The organism is candidate division KSB1 bacterium, from assembly GCA_034506335.1.
Classification (GTDB): domain Bacteria; phylum Zhuqueibacterota; class Zhuqueibacteria; order JANLFK01; family Oleimicrobiaceae; genus Oleimicrobium.
Genome location: JAPDPR010000006.1, coordinates 1 through 18934, shown reverse-complemented (window position 1 = coordinate 18934; position 18934 = coordinate 1). Strand labels below are relative to the sequence as shown.

Sequence of the window (18934 nt, the reverse complement as noted above, 5' to 3'; positions counted from 1 at the left end):
ATATCCGGTGCACCAATCAACGAGCCGACTCGGCTTCCTCTGGCCTCGTTTTCTGAGCAGCTGATCCGAGCATTTCCCCCAACACTGCGACTATGTCTGCGACCCGATCTTTCCACTGCTCGATGGGAAAACGCACAAAGGTCCGCTCCCAACCGGGCGGGAATGTGAGCCCAGCCCTTTCCGCCAACAGCTGCTTGAGCCGTTTCCGAAACTCGAGGGTTTGCCTATTGTCGTCAAGCCAGCCGAAATTCACTCGCAACTCCCCATCGGAACACACGGTGAAGATGGATCTCGCGCTGACTCGCTCATACTTCGGATTGAACGACCCTCGAGCGGCACCGCTCCCCCAGGCGATCATCGCCTCTGTTTGGCGGGCGAACTCGAATAACCGCCTTATGCTTTCCTGACCGGCTTCGTCACAACGCCGCTTCACCTCCTCGAAGAACGAAGCCTCGTCCCACCGCCTTCTTGAAGCGGACGCTGATGACTGCCTGATTGTCGCAGCACCGTAAAGCTTCGGCACCAGAATGTCCAGATCCTCGTACCTGTAGAACTCCACCTCACAGGCCAAGAGTCTAAACCTACTATTGGCGTTTATGAAGTCGACCAAGCCCTTGAGTTCGTCGTGAATGCGGTCCATGAGAAAAATAAAGTTGATGCGACCAGAATTCAAGTCGGACTCGAAACGACTCATGGCCATCTTCACTTGCTCTTCATCAAGTCCGAAAAAGTCCGCTACCGTCTCTCGGAATGACATGCCCGAAGTTGCCCTGACCATCTGGTCGATCCTGGTTTCCATCTCCGAGTAATCATCGAAGCTGTTCCAGAGTGCGGCTCCATAGTCAAGAACCTGAGCCACAACCAGCCTCTTATCGGGATTCTTGTAGAGCTTGGTCTCGATGATGTAGAGCGCCCCCTCCTCGTCTACGGCGAGGGCGTCAATGGGCCCACTTGGGGTGGGAAACTCGCGCGCGAACACCAGGAGCTGCATATTCTCCCGGATGTCATCAAGGGGGATCACAGCCGGGTTCTTGCGGATGTACTCTTGCAGGTACTCCTCCTTGACGACTGGTGTTGACACCACCTTTCTTGCGGCCTGCCCTTTTCTTACCACGATGATCGGCATAGTGCCCTCTCGTTACCTTCTAGTCGCTTGGGGAAAATCTACAGCCGCCCTGAGCGGAGAATCGCCACTACAAGCCACACTCCCAGCAGCCCGGCGAAGAGGTAGCCGGCCACACCCAAGACCGACAGACCAAACAGTCGTGGTCCCAGGCCGGCGGTGATGATCATCGAGGAGGCCACGATGAGGGCGGCGATGATCAGGCTGAACGACAGCCGATTTGACGAACGGTCAATCTCGCGGATGAGGTTCTCCAAGCCCTGGTGGTGCAGTTCTGCCCCGAGTCGACCTGCGCTCAGCCGTCGCAGCAGTGTCTCCACATGCCGGGGCACGACAAGGCTCAGTTGGTACAGCTCCCGCATGGTCCGCCCCACCTGGTAGACGAGCCGCCCGGGCTCGAACTGTCGCCACATCAGTTTGCGGGCGTAGGGGCCCACAGCTGCGGCAAAGGAGAAATCCGGGTCCAGCCGTGCCGCAAGATCCTCGTAGGCACCCAAAGTTTTACCCAGAAGCATGAGGTTAGACGGAACGCGGAGCCGGTGGCGCACGAGGAGGGCCACAGCCTCCTCCAAGAGGGCTTTCATGCGCACCTTGCGCAAGGCAAGTCCGTAGTAGCGGTCGATGAACTCGCTAATGTCCAGGCGCAGTGTTCTTTCGTCGCCGCCCGGCGTGACAATCCCCATCTGCGCCATGACCCTGACCACAAGCTCCACGTCGCGGCGGGTTACGCCCAGCAGCAGATCAGCGAACAAGCTCAGCATCTCATCGTCTAAACGCCCCATGATGCCAAAGTCGACAGGGACGATGGCCCCGTCTCGCCGCACCAGGAGATTCCCGGGATGGGGGTCGGCGTGGAAGAAGCCGTCCTCGAAAATCTGTTTCAGTACAAAGTCCGTCCCGCGCCGCACCAATTCCCTTAGGTCCACCCCCATGTGGCGGAGCTTGTCCACCTCTGAGATCTTGACCCCCTCCACATACTCCAAGGTCAGCACGCGGGTGGTAGTGAGGTTCCAAAACACCGCGGGCACATGCACACCCGAGAGCTTGGCACAGTTGCGCGCGAACAACTCCACATTGCGCGCCTCGGCCACAAAGTCCAGCTCCCGCCGCGTGCTTCTGGCCAGCTCCTCCACCATAGCCACAGGGGCGAACTGGCCACTCTCTGGCAGGTGCCGCTCAATGAGCCGCGCCAAGTCCAGCAAGATCTCCATGTCTGCTTCGATGGACTCGGCAATCCCAGGGCGCTGAATTTTGACCACCACCTCGTGGCCATCAGCGGTGCGCGCGCGGTGTACCTGAGCGATGGAGGCCGAAGCCAACGGCTCGCTGTCAAACCACGGAAAGTGCTGCCCTAATGGACCTCGCAGTTCCTGCTGGAGAACCGGCTCCAGAGCGGAAAAAGGCTCCGGCCGCACCTGGTCCTGAAGCAAGGAGAGCTCCGCCACCACGTCGGCAGGCACTAAGAAGGAACGCGTGCTCAACACCTGGCCAAGCTTGACAAAGGTGGGCCCTAGCTCTTCGAGCGCCATCCGGATACGTCTGGCAGTGGACCCGCCTTCGGGCGTTCCCTTGAGACGAAGCAAGCGGCGCCCCACCTGCAAATAGGCACCAAGGTTCAGCCGCTCCACCAGGTCCGCAAACCCATACTTGACCAAGACCACGGCAATCTGCCGATAGCGCTTGAGGTGCCGGTATCGTCGGTGAATCTTGAGCACTACGGACCTCCGCTCGAAAGGAGTAGGCGGCGCTCCTTTTGTCAGCTTCGCCACTCCGCCTGCCGGGTTAATTTAGCAAACAAGCGGGCAAAAATCAACGCGTTTGTCGGTGGCCGATAACCGCTCAAATCGTCTCATTTCGAACACACTGTGTCACCCTATCGCATTTCCGCACACTCCTTTGGCCGAAGGCACTCCACGGTGCGAGCGCCATAAGAAAAGCCTTGTCCCAACATTCACGTTTTCTATAGGTTGAAGCACCTCACGCTCAGCTCCACCTGGCGTTGCGTGGCGGCCCAAGCCTCTCCTCTCCATTCTCCCTGGCACCAGATTTGCCGCCCACACTTGAGCAGCGTTTATGTCGGCCGCTGCAAGCGTGGAGTAGTACATTTGTCCAGGCCCCTAAACTGTTCAAAAAGTGCTTGCTTTTGTGAAATCAATTGCTAATTTTACACGGCGTGGAGTGTGCAAGGGTGGGCATGCAAGCACCTGTGGACCCGCTGGGGGCTCGAACGTATGGAGTGGAGGCTAACGATGGCAGCGAATAGGCTACGGAGCAACGCGCTGGTGGCAGCTGGTCTCCTCCTGCTCTGCTCGGCAGCAGCTTTTGCGCAACAGGGGTCGGTCGGCAACAGGGCTACCGCTGACCCTGCGTACACCGGCTATGCGGCGTGGATCAAACTCACCGTCGTGGGGCCCGATGGTCACAACGCCCTCAACGACAATTTTGCCGGCGCCAAAGTGGAGATCGACCTGAACATCGACGGCGACGACAACGAGACCACCAATCCTGGCGACGTCTACGAAGCCAGCGGCGACGCGGGGGAGCTCGTGTCGGATCCGATCCCAGGCCAGGGTGCTTACGACCAATACTTCTACGTCCGGATCAAGTCAGGGGTAAGCAATCCGTTCCCTGATGGCCTGGGCTACGACACCAACATCCAGCCCCGGGTCAAGTTCGCCGCAAGTGGGTATCTGCGTGTGGGTGGCGTCCCCATTCAGACCGAAACAGGGTTCGTGAAGGCCACCGACGACATCACCCCGCGCATGCGGAAAGTGGAACATTACGACGACGGCACCGGACACACGCCAGGCTCCCCCGGCAATCAGGTGCAGTATGACGGCTACATCGACAAGATCGTCATCGAGTGGAGCGAGCCCATGCGCACCAGCAACACGGCCGCGAGCACGGCGATTTTTGGCGGCCTGGGCTCCACCGTGTCCAGCATCGAAGCACTGGGGGCCTGGAGCGACAACAAACACTTTGTGATATGGACGGTTTCCAACTCCCCCAACTCCGGCATCACGCCCACGTTGTGGTACTACCCTCCGCCCAGCGATGCGGACAAGTTCGCAAATTCTGTTGGTCAGTTTGCTCAGACGCATTCCAAGGCGGTGACCGACCGCTCCGGACCTGCCATTGTCAGCGCCCAGACCAAGCGCGCGACCCGGCGACAAGCATTGGCCAATGCACTTGCCGCCAAACGCATTCAGGTGGTGTTTAGCGAACCGGTGGCCTTCAATTACGTACAGGGCAACGATTTCACCGTGACCATCAACGGGGTCAATAACCCGGTGAGCGCCATCGTTTCGCCCACCGCTGCAAATCCCCCCACGGCTACCTATGAATTTACCCTGACCAACAACTTTATTCATGAGGACGTCACGGGCACCATTTCGTTCACAGGCATCAATCTTGTGCGGGACGTGAGTCCGGACAGCAACTACAATGGCGTAGGGCCCACCAAGACCATTACCGACGGCATCTTTCCCAACATCGTCTCCGTGCGCACCGTCGATGGGCTGTCGCCCACCAATGCCGGAACCAATGGCTGGGGCTACCTGGACTGGGTGGAGGTGACCTTTGACCATGCTCAAAATGGCATGGACCAGAGTCGGCTGAGTACCAGCGGTTTCACCGTGGCGGGCAAAGGGATTCTGACCATTGGGGCCACAGGCACTTGGGCCAACGCCACCACCTTTAGGATTCCGGTGGTCGCAACTTCCCCAAAGGTGCCCAACACAGACTTGGTGCCCACGGTCACCTATGTGAATCCCGGTTCAACAACCGGCCTCCGCAGCGCGGTGAACAACGGCTTTGTGGAAAACCTCTTGTCCACCGACGTTACGCCTTCTTCGGAGAACGCGACGCCGGTGCAGATCCTCGACGGGGCGGGGCCGGCCCTCATCGAAGCCTATACCGCAGGCGGAAATCGGATTCGTCTCACGTTCAGCGAGAAGGTGAACACTGCGGGCTGGCCCACCACCGAAGCTGGCGCCCAAGCGCCGTCGCGTTTCAAATGGTTCGTGGGGATCAGGAACTTTAACGCCGCCGGAACCAAGGTCTTTTTCACCGGGCTGTCTGGCACCAATCAGGATAACGTCATCTACCTCAACAGCACCGGGAGCACGTGGACCAAGACTGACAGCGGTTTTGTCAACTTCTACGGCACCAGCGTGGTCTACGACGTGGCTCCCACCCCCAACGGCAACCTGCAATGGGATGACGACGGCAGCATCGTCGGCTTCTCCGGGACTGGCTCTGATGTCAAGGTGAAGCGAGACAACATCGCCCCCATCCTCTTGGGGCTGTATACACAAGACTTTGACGCCGACGGAAAGTTGGACCATTATCGCTTCGTGTTCGACCCCCTGTCGCCCATTTTCCCCAAGGCATCGTTCAAGGCCGCGAACTGGCGTATCGTGGGCTACGACGGTGCCAAGGGCGGCCTGGCGCTGGACATGAACGTGTACAACCCCTCGCATGCCTATTACAAGCCCACGGCCATTAACTCCTTCGGCGACACGGTGGAGGCTTACATCTCTTTCAATGAGACGACGGCTGGTGGTCCGCCGGCCACCCCATATGGTGGCGATACAGGCGACGTGCCGGACGTAATGGTCGAAACGGGAAAGGGATTCGCGGACTGGGCCGACAATGTGATGGCCGCCCTGGGCGAAGGGCTGTCCCTGGAGAGCGACAAGGCTGGTCCGGCTATCATGAGCGCCCGGACCATCTCCACCACCACCGTGGAGATCCTGATGAGCGAACGAGTGCAAGGGCTCGACCTGACCGACTTTTCCCTCATCATGGGCTTCACCCCGGCGTTGGCATCTGTGAGCCAGCCCAGTAGCGCACGCGTTCTCTTGAATGTGGCCCCCTACTCGCAGTGGGCACCAACCCAGACCGGCACCGTTCGATTGACGAGCCCCAACGTGATTCACGATGACATTACCGGCGAGGACAATGGCAACGTCCAGACCTCTTGGATAGGCGTTATCGACGCCACTGCCAGCCACTTCATCGTCAGCCAGCTTTACAAGGAAGGGAATCAGTTCACCGGTGTACCCTTCGATATTAAGGTCATCGCCAAGGATTCCCATGCCAAGACCGACACGAACTTTACGGTGCCTTTGCTCTTTGCTGCCAACAAGCAGCGGGTCATTTTGCCCACTGGCGTACAACGACTCACCAAGGGTGAGGGGGTGTTCCAGATCGTTTGCCTCGACACCACCTCCAACCTGGTCATTACCGTCTACAAGCTCACCGATCCAGGGGTGAACGGTTCGTCTGAACCTATTGTGGTGCAAGAAGCGGTCATCGACGCCCCGGATAAGCTTACTGTGAAAGATTACAAGGGGGCAGACGGCAGAGGCGACCAGGGCGGCTATGTGACGTTGATCTGGGACTTTTCGAAGAACCATCCGGGCATCGGCACGGTCAATATCATCGACTACTACCAAATCTACCGGGTAGTGGAAAACAAGCTATTCCACTGGGGCACGGTGCAGGCTACCGACCCCCGCCAGACCGAAGCGGACTCGGTGCGCGTCGTGGTACCAACCTACGACAATGTGATCTCGGACTTTTACGTGCAGGCGGTAAAGAATCCGCCTACGTTCACGGGCGCGGCTTCTATAGCGCCAGATGAAGACGCTATCCCTCTGCCGGACGGCTATCTGTTTGCAGTTCCTCCAAAAGATGAACAGGGTCACCCGATAGTAGCCGGGTCTCTGACGACGACGCAGCTCGTGTCGCCACTCACCAAGGGACGCGGTGGTGCCACGGACGACATCCCACCGGCCGCGATCGCCGAAGCGACGATACGCAAGATCAGCAACCAGGTCAAGCTCTTCTGGCCCAAGGTGACTAAAGGTGTGGACGGTTCAGCCGAGCGTTCGCGCATCACCTACCGTGTCTACGCCCACCCGACCAACGCCTACTTCAACGTGGGTGACGAGGGCGCCACTCTGTTGGGCTCGGTGCCGGATACCTTTATAGTGCTCAACATCGAGGGCCTGCGTCGCTTCTACATGGTGGTGGCCATGGACGACAATAACATGTCTGGCCCCTCTAACCGCATTGGCCACTACGGCTTTGTTTTGAACAAGGGGGAGACGCGGAAGTATACGCACCTCTCCCTGCCGCTGATCGACCCGAGCATTACCGACGCCAAGTCCTTGGCCGCAAACATCGGAGGTGTGGCTGCGGTGTACAAGCTGGATCCGAGCACCAACGCCTACACCACCTACTGGCTGGCCGACTTGAACATCGGCACTAACTTCCCCATCACGCCGGGGATGGCCTGCCTGGTCAACTTGAAGGGCGATGCCCCGAGTACTTGGTTCATGGTGGGGTCGGTGCCCTATCCCGGCGCGGTGCGTTTCAACCTCGCCAAGACCAAGACGCGGACCTATAACGAGATTAGCGTGCCGTTGGATCGCTTGACCATAACCAACGCCGCGCAACTGGCGGCCAGCATCGGCGGCGTGGAGGCCCTCTACCGCATCGAGCCGGCCACCAACGCCTTCACCCAGTATTGGCTGCCGACGCCTGGAATAGGCACCAACTTCGCCCTAAGCCCTGGCGAGCCGGTCCTGCTCTTGGTGAACCAGTCTGCACCTAACCAGTGGCCATCCGGAAGCATGACGACCGGCGTATCTGGCGAAGGGCAGACTGCAACAGGTCGCGCGGAATGACCATTGAGGGCACTTGACCCTCACGGGCTTTGCCATGAAAGAATTCCTTAGGGAGGATGGTATGAAAGGCCTGCTGAGCTTCGTGCTGATGCTTCTGGCGGCAGTGACACTTCCTGGCTCTGCCGCGGCGCAGGGGCCCCTCACTGCTATTGTCTACGGACAAGTGTTGAATCCGGACCTGAGCAAACCCGACTCTGCGGACATCCAGTACACGGCCCGCCTGACGAACGACCCACTGGACACGTTAGTGGGGCTCACGCAGAAGGAAGGGATGTGGAGCCTTGCCTTGGCCCTATTTGCCGGTGGTTCAGCCCAATGGAAGGCCGGAGATACACTGTTCATGCGTTTCGAAAACGTGCGCAACGGCCCCTTCAAAGGTGCGGTGACCTATCTCCGCTACGTGACGACAAACGAAGACCTCCAATACGCCGGGCAGTCAGCGCTGCCGGTAGAGCTCATCGAATTCATAGCTAGCGTGGAGCAGGCCGAGGCTGGCCCGCGCGTGCGCTTGACCTGGAAGACCGCGTCCGAGAGCAACAACTTTGGCTTTGAAGTACAGCGGTCCAGGGACAGGGTTTCTTTCCAGACGATAGTATTTATCCCAGGGGCAGGCACCACGCTTAGGCACCAGAATTATGAGTTCGTAGACTCCGATCTTGCCGCTGGAGTATACTACTATCGCTTGAAGCAAATCGACACCGACGGTGCCATCCAGTTCACCGAACCGCAGTGTGTGGAGGTGGCCGCACCACGTAGCTACGCCTTGCGCCAGAATTATCCCAACCCGTTCAACCCATCCACGGAGATAGTGTACCAGCTCAAGGAACAGGGAAAGGTGAAGCTCGTGGTGTACAACGTGTTGGGCGAGGTCGTAGCTACCCTGGTCGATCAGGTGCAGGAGGCCGGCGTCCATCGCGTGACGTTCGACGCGTCCAACTTGCCCACTGGGCTTTTCTTCTACCGCCTGCGGGTGAACGACTTTGACCAGGTGCGGAAGATGGCAGTGCTGAAATAGCCGAAGACTCACAAGGCGCGCGGGCGCACTCAGGGGCAGCGGAGTGCGGCATTGCTCCCGACAATTCCCTGAGGCTTGCCCGCGCGCCCTTCCTCATCCGCGGCAGTTGCCGTCGGGCCTTTCCTTCGCTCGCCCCTGAAACCCCTTGACATTGTCCCTCCATTGCGTTATCTTTTGCACAATCGCGCCTGGTTAGCTCGAGGCGCGATGATGTCGATATTTACCCTTCATCGCTGGCAACAGGAGGAGTATGGCTAAAGGAATAACCCCCCGAGACGAGGACTATGCTCGCTGGTACACCGACGTGATCGCCGCTGCGGAACTCGCAGACTATGCGCCGGTCAAAGGGTGCATGGTCATCCGCCCCAACGGCTATGCCATTTGGGAAAAGATTCAGAGCACCCTTGACCGGATGTTCAAAGAGACCGGCCACGTGAACGCGTACTTTCCCCTTTTCATCCCTGAGAGCTACCTACGGCGAGAGGCCGAGCACGTGGAGGGCTTTGCCCCGGAGTGTGCGGTGGTTACCCACGGTGGTGGCAAGAAGTTGGAGGAGCCACTAGTGGTACGGCCCACTTCGGAGACCATCATCTGGGCCATGTACCGCAATTGGATTCACTCGCACCGGGATCTACCTCTGCTCATCAACCAGTGGGCAAATGTGGTGCGCTGGGAGATGCGTACCCGCCTCTTTCTCCGCACCACGGAGTTCCTCTGGCAAGAAGGCCACACCGCACACGCCACTGAAGAGGAAGCGGAAAAGGAAGCCCTGCTCATCCTCGACCTCTACCGTCGCTTCGCTGAGGACTACATGGCCATCCCTGTGTTCGTGGGCCTCAAAACCGACAAGGAGAAGTTTGCCGGGGCGGTGCGCACCTATTGCATCGAGGCCATGATGCAGGACCGGCGCGCCTTGCAAGCCGGCACCTCGCACAACTTGGGGCAGAACTTTGCCCGGGCCTTTGACGTCACCTACCAAGACGAGGAGGGCAAGCAGCAGTACGTGTGGGCCACCAGCTGGGGCGTTTCCACGCGGCTCATTGGCGCCCTCATCATGTGCCACAGCGACGACAACGGCCTTGTGCTCCCGCCACGGCTCGCGAGCCTGCAGGCGGTGGTAGTTCCTATTTGGACCGGCGACGAGGAGCGCGAGGCGGTTTTAAGCTACGTGCGGCAACTCACCGCCTCCTGGCATGGCCGCGTCACGTTCAAAGTCGACGACCGCGACAACTATCGCCCAGGATGGAAATTCAACGAGTGGGAGCAGCGCGGCGTGCCCATCCGCGTTGAGGTGGGACCGCGGGACATGGCAAACCAGCAGGCTGTGCTGGTCCGGCGCGATACGCGGCAGAAGAAAATGGTTTCCGCCCCCGCATTGCCGGAGGCCATTGTCGAGGAACTGGAACTTATGCAGAAGGACCTCTTCGCGCGCGCCCTCGAGTTCCGCGATCGCCACACGCATGTGGTCACGGACTGGGCCACGCTCTGTCGCATGGTCGAGGATCCCGGCGGCTTCTTCTGGGTCGATTGGTGCGGCGAACGATCTTGTGAAGACCGCCTCCAGGAGGAAACCAAAGCAACCATCCGGCTCATCCCGTTCCAGCACGTGGAGGACCGAGGCCCCTGCCTGCTTTGCGGCCAGCCCTCGCAACACCGGGTGCTGGTAGCCAAGGCGTACTGAGGCCTGCCTGAGACCGCCCATGATGTGACCAGGCTTGAATCCGACGAGCAAAGGAGAACGAGGTGGAGGAAACACTGCTGCGCTTCTTCAGAGGGCTGAGCGACGTCGTGTGGGGTCCTCCGATGCTGGTGCTCCTGGTTGGAACCGGCATCTTCCTCACGTTCCGTCTCCGCGGGTTGCAGTTCCATGGTTTACTTCATTCCCTCTACCTGGCGTTGGTCAAACGCAAAGAAGAAAACGCAACCGAGGGGGACATCTCTCACTTTCAGGCCCTGATGACCGCCTTGGCCGCCACGGTGGGCACCGGGAACATCGCCGGGGTCGCTACCGCTATTGCCGCTGGCGGTCCCGGCGCTCTCTTCTGGATGTGGATAACCGGCTTGTTTGGCATGGCCACCAAGTACTCGGAGGCGGTGCTCGCGGTCAAATATCGCGAGGTGGACGAGTTCGGCACCATGAGCGGCGGCCCCATGTACTACCTGAGCAAGGGCTTGGGCGCCAAGTGGCTGGGTACGCTCTTCGCCGTGTTCGCATCGGTCTCTGCATTTGGCATCGGCAACATCGTCCAATCCAATTCCGTGGCCGAAGCGGTGCGCACCTCTTTCCCGGTAGTCCCATCCTGGCTCGTGGGCTTGGTGATGGCGGTGGCCACCGCTCTGGTGCTGCTGGGCGGCATTAAGAGCATCGGACGGGTGGCAAGCCTCCTGGTGCCGGTGATGATTGTCTTCTACATGCTGGGAGCCACGGTCGTCGTAGTTCTCAACTACAGAGGAGTTCCCACCGTCTTTTCTTTAGTCATGAAAGGTGCTTTCACCGGCACAGCCATGTTAGGTGGATTCATGGGTGCCTCGGTGCGAGAGGCCATTCGCTGGGGAGTGGCGCGTGGCGTCTTCTCCAACGAGTCCGGGCTGGGGAGCGCACCCATTGCCGCAGCCGCCGCTCAGACCCGCAACCCAGTGACCCAGGCCTTGGTCTCTATGACTCAGACATTTATCGACACCATCGTAGTGTGCTCGTTCACGGGCTTTGTGATCATCTCTACTGGCCTGTGGACCAGCGGACTCACCGGCGCGGAACTGACCACCCGCGCGTTCAACCATGGCCTTCCCGGCAACAGCGGCGGCATAATCGTGGCCGTTGGGCTCATCCTCTTCGCCTACTCCACCATCATCGGCTGGAGCTACTACGGCGAAAAGTCCTTGGAATACCTGTTGGGCCCGGCCTCGGTGAAACCCTATCGCGCCCTGTTCTGCGTCATGGTATTTGTTGGCGCGGTGGTTAGCAAGCTGGAATTGGTGTGGTCGTTCGCTGACGTTATGAACGGGCTGATGGCCGTGCCAAACTTGGTGGGTCTGTTGGGACTTTCAAGCGTTGTCGTCAGCGAAACGCAAAAGTACTACTGGAGCGAGCGGCATAGGAGATAGCTTGTCCCCGTGCCGCCATGGGAGGCTGGTATGAGCATTAAAGCCGAGAAGATCGAACTGGAGGTCCCCTCCAAATCGGTGCACATCAGCCATGCCGCCTGCGGCCGTGGCTGCAATCTTATGGACGAGTCGGTCAAGATCGGCGGCTTCCCATCGATCCGAGTGAAGATCCGCCACGGCGAACAGGAAGGGTTCATCAACTTGGACCCGGTGTACGGGAGTTTTGAGCATCAGTGCACCATCGACGTGCCTGAAGGCGGGGTGGTGGAGTTCTTCTGCCCACACTGCGGCATTTCTCTCCAGGGCCAGGAGACCTGCACCGTCTGCTCCTCGCCCACCTTTGTCCTGCATCTGCCGCGCGGGGTCATCGAGGGGTGCCTCAAGAAAGGGTGCTTTGCCCACTCCTTGAAGATCGTCGGCGCGGAGGAGCTCCTCGAGCGCTTGTTCGCCGCCCATACACTGGATGCCTACTTGTGATGGTCTCTGCACCTGACTCGCAGCCCCCGATCCGCGTGGGCTATGTGGCGCTGGTGGGCAAACCCAACGTGGGTAAATCCACGCTGGTCAACGCCCTTTTGCGCTTCAAGCTCTCTATCGTGACCCCAAAACCGCAGACCACCCGCCACCGCATCCTGGGCATCCTCTCCGAGCCGGGATGCCAGATTATCCTCCTGGACACACCCGGTCTGATTCAGCCCCGCTATGCACTGCAGGCGGCGATGGTGCGCGCCGCCGAACGTGCCATGGCGGAGGCGGACGTCATCGTCTGCCTGCTGGACGTGTCGACCCCTCTCCGGGAAGAGGACCTGGAGATGATAAAGCAAGTCCGCGCGGGCAACAAGTCTGTGCTCATCGCATTGAATAAGATCGACTTGGTCGCCAAGGCGACCTTGCTCCCCCTCATTGCTCAGCTGGCCGAGCAGTTCCCCGATGTGGAGATCGTCCCCATCTCTGCGCTCACGCATGACGGCCTGGAGGACCTCAAGTCGGCCATTGTGCAGCGCCTGCCAGAGGGTGTGCCCTTATACCCGGAAGACCAACTTACCGAGCATCCAGAGCGGTTTTTCGTGGCGGAGCTCATTCGGGAAAAGATCTTTGAACGATACGGCGAGGAAATCCCCTACGCCACTACTGTTCAGATCGAAGAGTTCAAGGAGCGAGCAGAAGGGAAGGACTTTATCAGCGCGCGCATCATAGTGGAGCGCCCATCGCAAAAGGCAATTCTCATTGGCAAAGGCGGCCAGGCCCTGAAGGAGCTTGGCAAGGCTGCTCGCCTCGCAATAGAGCAGTTTCTGGGTAGACAAGTCTTTCTCAAGCTTTGGGTGGCGGCACGCGAGAAGTGGCGTTCGGACGAGACACTGCTCCGCGAGTATGGCTACAGATGAGTGTCCAGGCCAAGCACGCCGGCGGTCGCATGTTCCTCCCCTGAACGTAACAGGTGTTCTAAGAAGGTTCTGCTCGGCCATGGGGAAACCCTCACACACCCTTCGTCGCGGCGGTTGCGGGAAAGCCGGCAAGCACTACGGTAGCACCCGTCCAAGCCGTAGGCGGGTGGGCTTTCCCGTTGGACCACCCACTGGCGGGAACGGACCTGCTGCTTTTTTGCGGACCGCTGTCGGCCCCGCGCTCCTCGGCGCCGTGGCCTTATGGTTTGCCTGCGCGCCGAGGGTCCCCACACCACTCCCTCCAACTCCACCCCCAGAAGTCACGATGGAAATCCGCGTGGGGATTGTGCAGAACCAAGCGTCCGTGGACTTTGCCACTGCCGACGCATTCCGCATAGTTGATGCCAGCGGCCGCGTGCTCCTGGACAAAGGCAAACCGCGGTCGGTATGGCGGGCGACTGTCGAGAACGGCCGTCCGGCGTCCCCTGTCTTTCTTCTTGTCGTGCAAACCACCAAGGATCGCGTTGCGGCCGAGCGCCTGCTCGCCGAACTCCGCGCCAAAGGACTGGATGTCGTTCTGGACGTCTTGGGAAAGAAGGTGGAAGTCGCCGGCAAGCTGCTCCGCGATTACCGGAGCTATCGCGTGCGGCTCAATCGCGTGTTTTCGAGCCGCCAGGAAGCGGAAAAGGGACAGAGCGCGGTGAGGGGCACTTGGACGACCATCGTCCAGGAGCCGGGCCAGCCAGAAGGGGTGCTTGTGCTGACTGAGCCTGCGACAGGCCTCACCCTGCGTTCCAAGCTGCCCGTCCGCGTGGAGGGTTCACGCGTGGCCATCAAGGGGGTAGTGGTCGGCAAGGGGTATGTGTACGAGCGGCAGGAGAACCGCCTCTTCCGTGGTGCTATGGTCTTCATGGTGGACCGGTGGGGGAAGGTGACGGCGGTGAATGTCGTGAGTTTGGATGACTACTTACGCAGCGTGGTCCCCTCGGAAATGAGCGGGGAGTTCCCCCTGGAGGCGTTGAAAGCGCAGGCGGTGGCCGCACGCACTATGGTGCTCTACACCATGGGGAGTCGCCACCCCGATGACCCCTTCGAGGTCTGTGCGGATGTGCACTGCCAGGTTTACGGCGGCATAACCGCAGAGAAAGACAGAAGCACCGAGGCTGTGCGCGCCACGGCCGGCGAAGTGCTCACTTACAAGGGGCAGCTGTGCGAGGCGGTCTATTCCAGCCTTTGCGGAGGCCACACTGAAAGCAATGAGCACGTATGGCAAGGTCCAGCCCAGCCCTACCTTCGCGGCGTGGTGGAAACCGAGGAAGGCGCAGCCTATGCCGGGCGTTATGACCTCTCGCGCGAGGAGGTGGTGCGAAGGTGGATCGCCGCTCGCCCTCCGGTATTCTGCAACGTGGGCGAGGAGTCTGTCCCCACCGGCTTTGGTTACGCCAAAGACTCCTTTCGCTGGGACCTCCGCGTGAGCGCGGATGAGCTGCGACGCACGGTGACCTCAGCCACCGGTCAGGACCCTGGCCAGGTGCTCGAGCTTGTCCCTTTGGAACGTGGGGTATCCGGGAGGCTCGTGCGCCTGCAGGTCCGCGGTACCCTCCGCACAGTGACTGTAGCCCGTGAGCTCACCATCCGGAAGGCTCTCGCTGATCCGCCGCTGCGCAGCTCGTGCGTGGTCTTTGACAGGGAGGAGGGCCCTGGGGGCCAGGCCGTGTTCCGCATACGCGGCGCGGGGTCTGGTCACGGCGTGGGGATGTGCCAAACCGGCGCCGCAATGATGGCGCTGCGCCACGGAAAAGACTACCGGCAGATTCTCAACCATTACTTTGCGGGTGCTGACATCACCCGCCTCTACTGAGATGCGCCTGCTCATGATCTTTGTGGATGGCCTCGGCATCGGCCGCTCTGACCCCGCCGCCAATCCCTGCACTGCCGCCGGCCTGCGGTTTTTCAACAACTTCCAGGACCGAGAACGAGCGGAGCCTGTCCCCTTTGACGGGGTCGCGCGCGGGTTGGACGCCACCCTGGGCGTTCCAGGTCTGCCCCAGAGTGCCACCGGGCAGACTGCCCTCCTCACCGGTGTGAATGCCGCACAACTGCTGGGACGCCACCTGAACGGGTTCCCCAATGGGCGCCTCCGCGAGGTCATTGCGCAGCACTCACTGCTCAAGCAGGTGCGGGAGCGCGGATACACGGCCGCCTTTCTCAACGCATTCCGCCCACCCTTCTTTGACTATGACCCGTTTCAAATCATCCGCTATCTTTCCGTAACCACCGTGTGCAATCTGTACGCCGGCCTGCCCTTCTTCGACCTCGACGACCTCCGTGCTCGCCGCTGCGTCTACCAGGACTTTACCAACGAGTCGCTGCGGCGGCGAGGACACGACGTGCCGCTCTTTTCGCCCACGGAGGCCGGCACAATTCTCGCGAGGCAAGCGGCCCAGTATGATTTCTGCCTGTACGAATACTTCCAGACCGACCGCGCAGGACATGCAGGCGACCTGCGGCATGCGACGGCCGTCCTCGCAGCACTGGAAGCTTTTCTGACCGCTGTGCTGAGCGCTTCTGACCTGGCGCAAAGTACGGTGCTGCTCACTAGCGACCACGGGAATATCGAGGACCTCTCAGTCAAGGGGCACACGCGCAATCCGGCAATGACTTTGGTCTGGGGACAGGGCAAGGATCAGCTTGGGCGCTTGGGCTCGATCCAGGAGGTCACCCCGTGGGTGTTGGAGCTTCTGGATAAGGCGCACACGCGCATATCTCTGGCGCAGTGCACAAAAAGCACTTGACACTTCCCATATTATTTGCTATAATTAAACCGGTAGTCAAGCTCCAATCAACTTCCGGGAACGGCCCTGCCGGGGACGGGGCGCGAAATTTACATGAGGTCACTCACATGTTAGTCTCGGTACGAGTTGATCGGGTCACGTTGGACACCGCGACGAGTCGCTTTGTCGTCGTGCTTCGCGACGACGCGCACAATCGCTGGTTGCCAATCGTGGTTGGCTCCACCGAGGCACAGGCCATCGCTCTGCAACTGGAGAAGGTAGAGCCTCCCCGTCCGCTGACCCACGATCTCATGAAGAACCTCCTGGAATCCCTCGACGCGAAGGTGTCGAGAGTTGTGGTCACCGAGCTGCGCGAGAACACGTACTACGCCACCATCGGGCTGCAACTTGACGGCAAGAAACGGGAGATCGACGCGCGTCCCAGCGACGCCATTGCGCTGGCCCTGCGGATGAACGCGCCGATCTTTGTGGCGGAGGAGGTGATGGCCAAGGCGGCCGTGTTTGACCGGCAGGAGGCCAGGGAGCGTGACGTATCGCTCGAGGAGCGCTTGCAGGAACTCACGGCCGAGCTGGAAGGGGCCGTGGCAGAAGAGCGGTACGAAGACGCAGCGCGGCTGCGCGACGAAATACGCAGGCTGAAAGAGAAGCAGGCCGCCTCTAAGTAGCCCCGCTTAATGCACCGGGCGCACGCATCCCTTCGCTGAGCGTCTCGCGGCGCACGGAAGAAGAACAGGGGTACAACAGCTCAAGAAAACCATTAGCCTCGCCCGCATGGAGCGGGGCAAGATGCACATGCACACAACCGGCACTCATATGAGTGCCGTTCGCATTTTTCCTTCCTGACCGCTCTCAGTACACGCACTCCCGCGCCGCATCGGCGTAGGCCTGCAGGTTCTCCACCGGCGCATGGAAAAAGTGGTCACACGTGCTGAGAATATAGCCCCCGCCAGGACCGGCTGCGGCAAAGTTCTTGAGCACCATCTCCCTCACCTTCTCCGGCGTGCCATAGGTGAAACCGTGCGTCTGATTCATCCCCCCGATCATGCACACGTACTGGCCCACGCGCCGCTTTGCCGCCGCCAGGTCCACGTCACCGCCGATTTCGCGCGGCGTCAACGTCTCTATGGCGTCAACGTCCAAGCCCACAATCTTCTCCAAAATGGGCATCATGCCGCCGCAGGTGTGATAGACCACCCGCATCCCCACCGCGTGCAAGGCGCGGTGCACCTCGCGGTCATACGGGGCCACGAAGTGCTCAAAGATGGTGGGCGAGATCACGGTCGTGGAGGCATCGCCGCCGCCGCCCTCGATGAGGTCGTAGGCGCTGCCCTTGTACTGTTCCACAAAGGCCAGTTTCTTGTCGCGGAGGATGCGCAGAAACTCGTGCACCCAGGCCGGGTCGTCGAAGGTGGCCATGATCATCTGCTGCGTCCCGTACCACTGACAGGCATCCTGCCAACAACCGGGCTGCTGGTACGGCAACACGCCCCGCACGATGCCGTCATCCCGCACCCTCTCCCGCCAGGCTGCCACCAGCCCCTTGTCCAGGCGCGGCACCGGCATGTACTTCTCAATCCAGCGAATCTGCTCTGGGTGTTTGAGCGGGTAATCGGCGATCCAGGACGTATACTCGTCCGCCTCGTGCACCGCCACAAAGCTGCCCTCAGGCGTGGTGATGGTGCGGAGCCAGCGCCGGTAGCCAGGCCGCTCCTCCACCACCTCTTCGGTGACGCGCCACTGCGGACTCTCCATGTCCAAGAAGGGCGACACATAGATGGAGGCATCAAGCCCAAAGCGGCGGAAAGCCTCCAAGGCGTCAATGCCGCCGAGGTAGTGGTCAAGGTAGTACTTCATCCAATCGTGCAGCGTGGCAGGCAGGCGGTCAGGCTTGCCACGCGCAAGGGCGGTCAATAGTCGTTCGCGTGAGGTCATGGATGCAGAATCTCCTGGTTTATGCCTGTGGGACTGCGGTCGGCTAAGGCCCAGGCGGTAAGGTAGGCCAGCCTCGTCGCGGCCGTGAAGAGCTCCGGTTCTAAGGTGTCCGGTGTGTCCGACGGCAAGTGCAGGTGCGCATAGCCGTTGGTGGTGGCAAAGTAAAGGTTCGGCACGCCCCGACGATGGAACGGGCCGGCGTCGGCCCCGCCACCTCCGCCGCTTGCTGCACTCAAGAGCCGCGTGTGCAGCCGGTCGTGCTCCTGCACCAAGGCAAAAAGCTCCGGAAAGTCCTTGCCGCCATAGACGCCTATGCTGTCGCCAATGCCGATGCAGTCTAGGTTCAACATGGCAACAGTCTTCGACAAAGGGAAAGGTGGCCGGTTGGCATAGGCCTCTGCGCCGAGCATCCCTTGCTCCTCGCTGGCAAAGAGCACGAATACGACACTTCTGCGTGGTCGGGTTGCCGCCTGGGCAAAGGCCTTGGCCATAGCCATAACCGCGGCGCTGCCTGAGGCATTGTCGTTGGCGCCCGGGTAGTAGACTGTGGGCGACTGCCGACCCACGTGATCCAGGTGCGCACCCACAACCACGCACTCTTTGCTTAGGGCCGGGTCAGCGCCCGGCAAGAAGGCCACCACATTCATCGTGCGCCGCGCCCTATCGTAGCGCGCCTTCACCTCCACCTGCACCCACGCGGGGAGCACGAAGGAGTGGGGCCTGTGCGTAGAGTCGATGCGTGCCTGCAGCTCTGCGAGGGTCACACCCGCCTCCTCAAGCAGCCGATCCGCCACGGGCACATCGATGTGCAGCTGCGGAATGTTTTGCTGGCGCCCTGGCCCGTGCATCACGCTGCCGATGGGCCTCTGCACCGGCTCCACGTT

13 protein-coding genes are annotated in these 18934 nt (G+C 60.5%); 9 read left to right on the top strand and 4 right to left on the bottom strand.

Features of this window, described 5'->3' with window-relative positions:
* Positions 1-16 precede the first annotated feature (16 nt).
* Together ONB25_03470 and ONB25_03465 are read right to left on the bottom strand one after the other, a co-directional pair.
* Positions 17-1126 carry a hypothetical protein gene (locus tag ONB25_03470; protein MDZ7391947.1) on the bottom strand — a complete coding sequence of 370 codons (1110 nt, stop codon included), beginning with the start codon at positions 1124-1126 and terminating at the stop codon, positions 17-19.
* Positions 1127-1164: 38 nt separating this feature from the next.
* The gene (locus ONB25_03465) at positions 1165-2838 is read right to left on the bottom strand and encodes an AarF/UbiB family protein (protein MDZ7391946.1); all 1674 of its coding nucleotides are present in this window, start codon (positions 2836-2838) and stop codon (positions 1165-1167) included.
* Positions 2839-3372: 534 nt separating this feature from the next.
* On the opposite strand from ONB25_03465, the gene ONB25_03460 reads away from it, so the two are divergent.
* The 9 genes from ONB25_03460 to ONB25_03420 all read left to right on the top strand — a co-directional run bounded on the left by ONB25_03460 (position 3373) and on the right by ONB25_03420 (position 16783).
* The gene (locus tag ONB25_03460) at positions 3373-7818 is read left to right on the top strand and encodes a hypothetical protein (protein ID MDZ7391945.1); all 4446 of its coding nucleotides are present in this window, start codon (positions 3373-3375) and stop codon (positions 7816-7818) included.
* Positions 7819-7879: 61 nt separating this feature from the next.
* On the top strand, positions 7880-8833 hold the full coding sequence (locus tag ONB25_03455) for a T9SS type A sorting domain-containing protein (GenBank protein ID MDZ7391944.1): 954 nt from the start codon (positions 7880-7882) through the stop codon (positions 8831-8833).
* Positions 8834-9083: 250 nt separating this feature from the next.
* Positions 9084-10514 carry a proline--tRNA ligase gene (gene proS, locus ONB25_03450; GenBank protein ID MDZ7391943.1) on the top strand — a complete coding sequence of 477 codons (1431 nt, stop codon included), beginning with the start codon at positions 9084-9086 and terminating at the stop codon, positions 10512-10514.
* 122 nt (positions 10515-10636) lie between these two features.
* The gene (locus ONB25_03445; GenBank protein ID MDZ7391942.1) at positions 10637-11938 is read left to right on the top strand and encodes a sodium:alanine symporter family protein; all 1302 of its coding nucleotides are present in this window, start codon (positions 10637-10639) and stop codon (positions 11936-11938) included.
* A 30-nt stretch (positions 11939-11968) separates the two neighbouring features.
* The gene (locus tag ONB25_03440) at positions 11969-12415 is read left to right on the top strand and encodes a hypothetical protein (protein MDZ7391941.1); all 447 of its coding nucleotides are present in this window, start codon (positions 11969-11971) and stop codon (positions 12413-12415) included.
* The gene (gene era / locus ONB25_03435; protein ID MDZ7391940.1) at positions 12415-13323 is read left to right on the top strand and encodes a GTPase Era; all 909 of its coding nucleotides are present in this window, start codon (positions 12415-12417) and stop codon (positions 13321-13323) included. Before ONB25_03440 ends, era begins: the two co-directional genes overlap by 1 nt.
* Positions 13324-13648: 325 nt before the next feature.
* Positions 13649-15184: a SpoIID/LytB domain-containing protein gene (locus ONB25_03430; protein ID MDZ7391939.1), complete on the top strand. Its 1536-nt coding sequence runs from the start codon at positions 13649-13651 to the stop codon at positions 15182-15184.
* A gap of 13 nt (positions 15185-15197) precedes the next feature.
* Positions 15198-16118, top strand: a complete 921-nt coding sequence (locus ONB25_03425) for a hypothetical protein (protein MDZ7391938.1) — start codon at positions 15198-15200, stop codon at positions 16116-16118.
* A 107-nt stretch (positions 16119-16225) separates the two neighbouring features.
* Positions 16226-16783 carry a bifunctional nuclease family protein gene (locus ONB25_03420; protein MDZ7391937.1) on the top strand — a complete coding sequence of 186 codons (558 nt, stop codon included), beginning with the start codon at positions 16226-16228 and terminating at the stop codon, positions 16781-16783.
* 184 nt (positions 16784-16967) lie between these two features.
* On the opposite strand, the gene ONB25_03415 is transcribed toward ONB25_03420, so the two are convergent.
* On the bottom strand, positions 16968-18050 hold the full coding sequence (locus ONB25_03415; protein ID MDZ7391936.1) for a uroporphyrinogen decarboxylase family protein: 1083 nt from the start codon (positions 18048-18050) through the stop codon (positions 16968-16970).
* Positions 18047-18934: M20/M25/M40 family metallo-hydrolase (locus tag ONB25_03410; protein ID MDZ7391935.1), on the bottom strand; the 888-nt coding region annotated here is incomplete at its 5' end. The genes ONB25_03410 and ONB25_03415, both read right to left, overlap by 4 nt.

Coding starts and splice junctions, on each gene's coding strand:
- ONB25_03470 (MDZ7391947.1), bottom strand. CDS start 1,126: ATGCCGATCATCGTGGTAAGAAAAGGGCAGGCCGCAAGAAAGGTGGTG.
- ONB25_03460 (MDZ7391945.1), top strand. CDS start 3,373: ATGGCAGCGAATAGGCTACGGAGCAACGCGCTGGTGGCAGCTGGTCTC.
- ONB25_03455 (MDZ7391944.1), top strand. CDS start 7,880: ATGAAAGGCCTGCTGAGCTTCGTGCTGATGCTTCTGGCGGCAGTGACA.
- proS (MDZ7391943.1), top strand. CDS start 9,084: ATGGCTAAAGGAATAACCCCCCGAGACGAGGACTATGCTCGCTGGTAC.
- ONB25_03445 (MDZ7391942.1), top strand. CDS start 10,637: ATGCTGGTGCTCCTGGTTGGAACCGGCATCTTCCTCACGTTCCGTCTC.
- ONB25_03440 (MDZ7391941.1), top strand. CDS start 11,969: ATGAGCATTAAAGCCGAGAAGATCGAACTGGAGGTCCCCTCCAAATCG.
- era (MDZ7391940.1), top strand. CDS start 12,415: ATGGTCTCTGCACCTGACTCGCAGCCCCCGATCCGCGTGGGCTATGTG.
- ONB25_03430 (MDZ7391939.1), top strand. CDS start 13,649: ATGGAAATCCGCGTGGGGATTGTGCAGAACCAAGCGTCCGTGGACTTT.
- ONB25_03425 (MDZ7391938.1), top strand. CDS start 15,198: ATGATCTTTGTGGATGGCCTCGGCATCGGCCGCTCTGACCCCGCCGCC.
- ONB25_03420 (MDZ7391937.1), top strand. CDS start 16,226: ATGTTAGTCTCGGTACGAGTTGATCGGGTCACGTTGGACACCGCGACG.
- ONB25_03415 (MDZ7391936.1), bottom strand. CDS start 18,050: ATGACCTCACGCGAACGACTATTGACCGCCCTTGCGCGTGGCAAGCCT.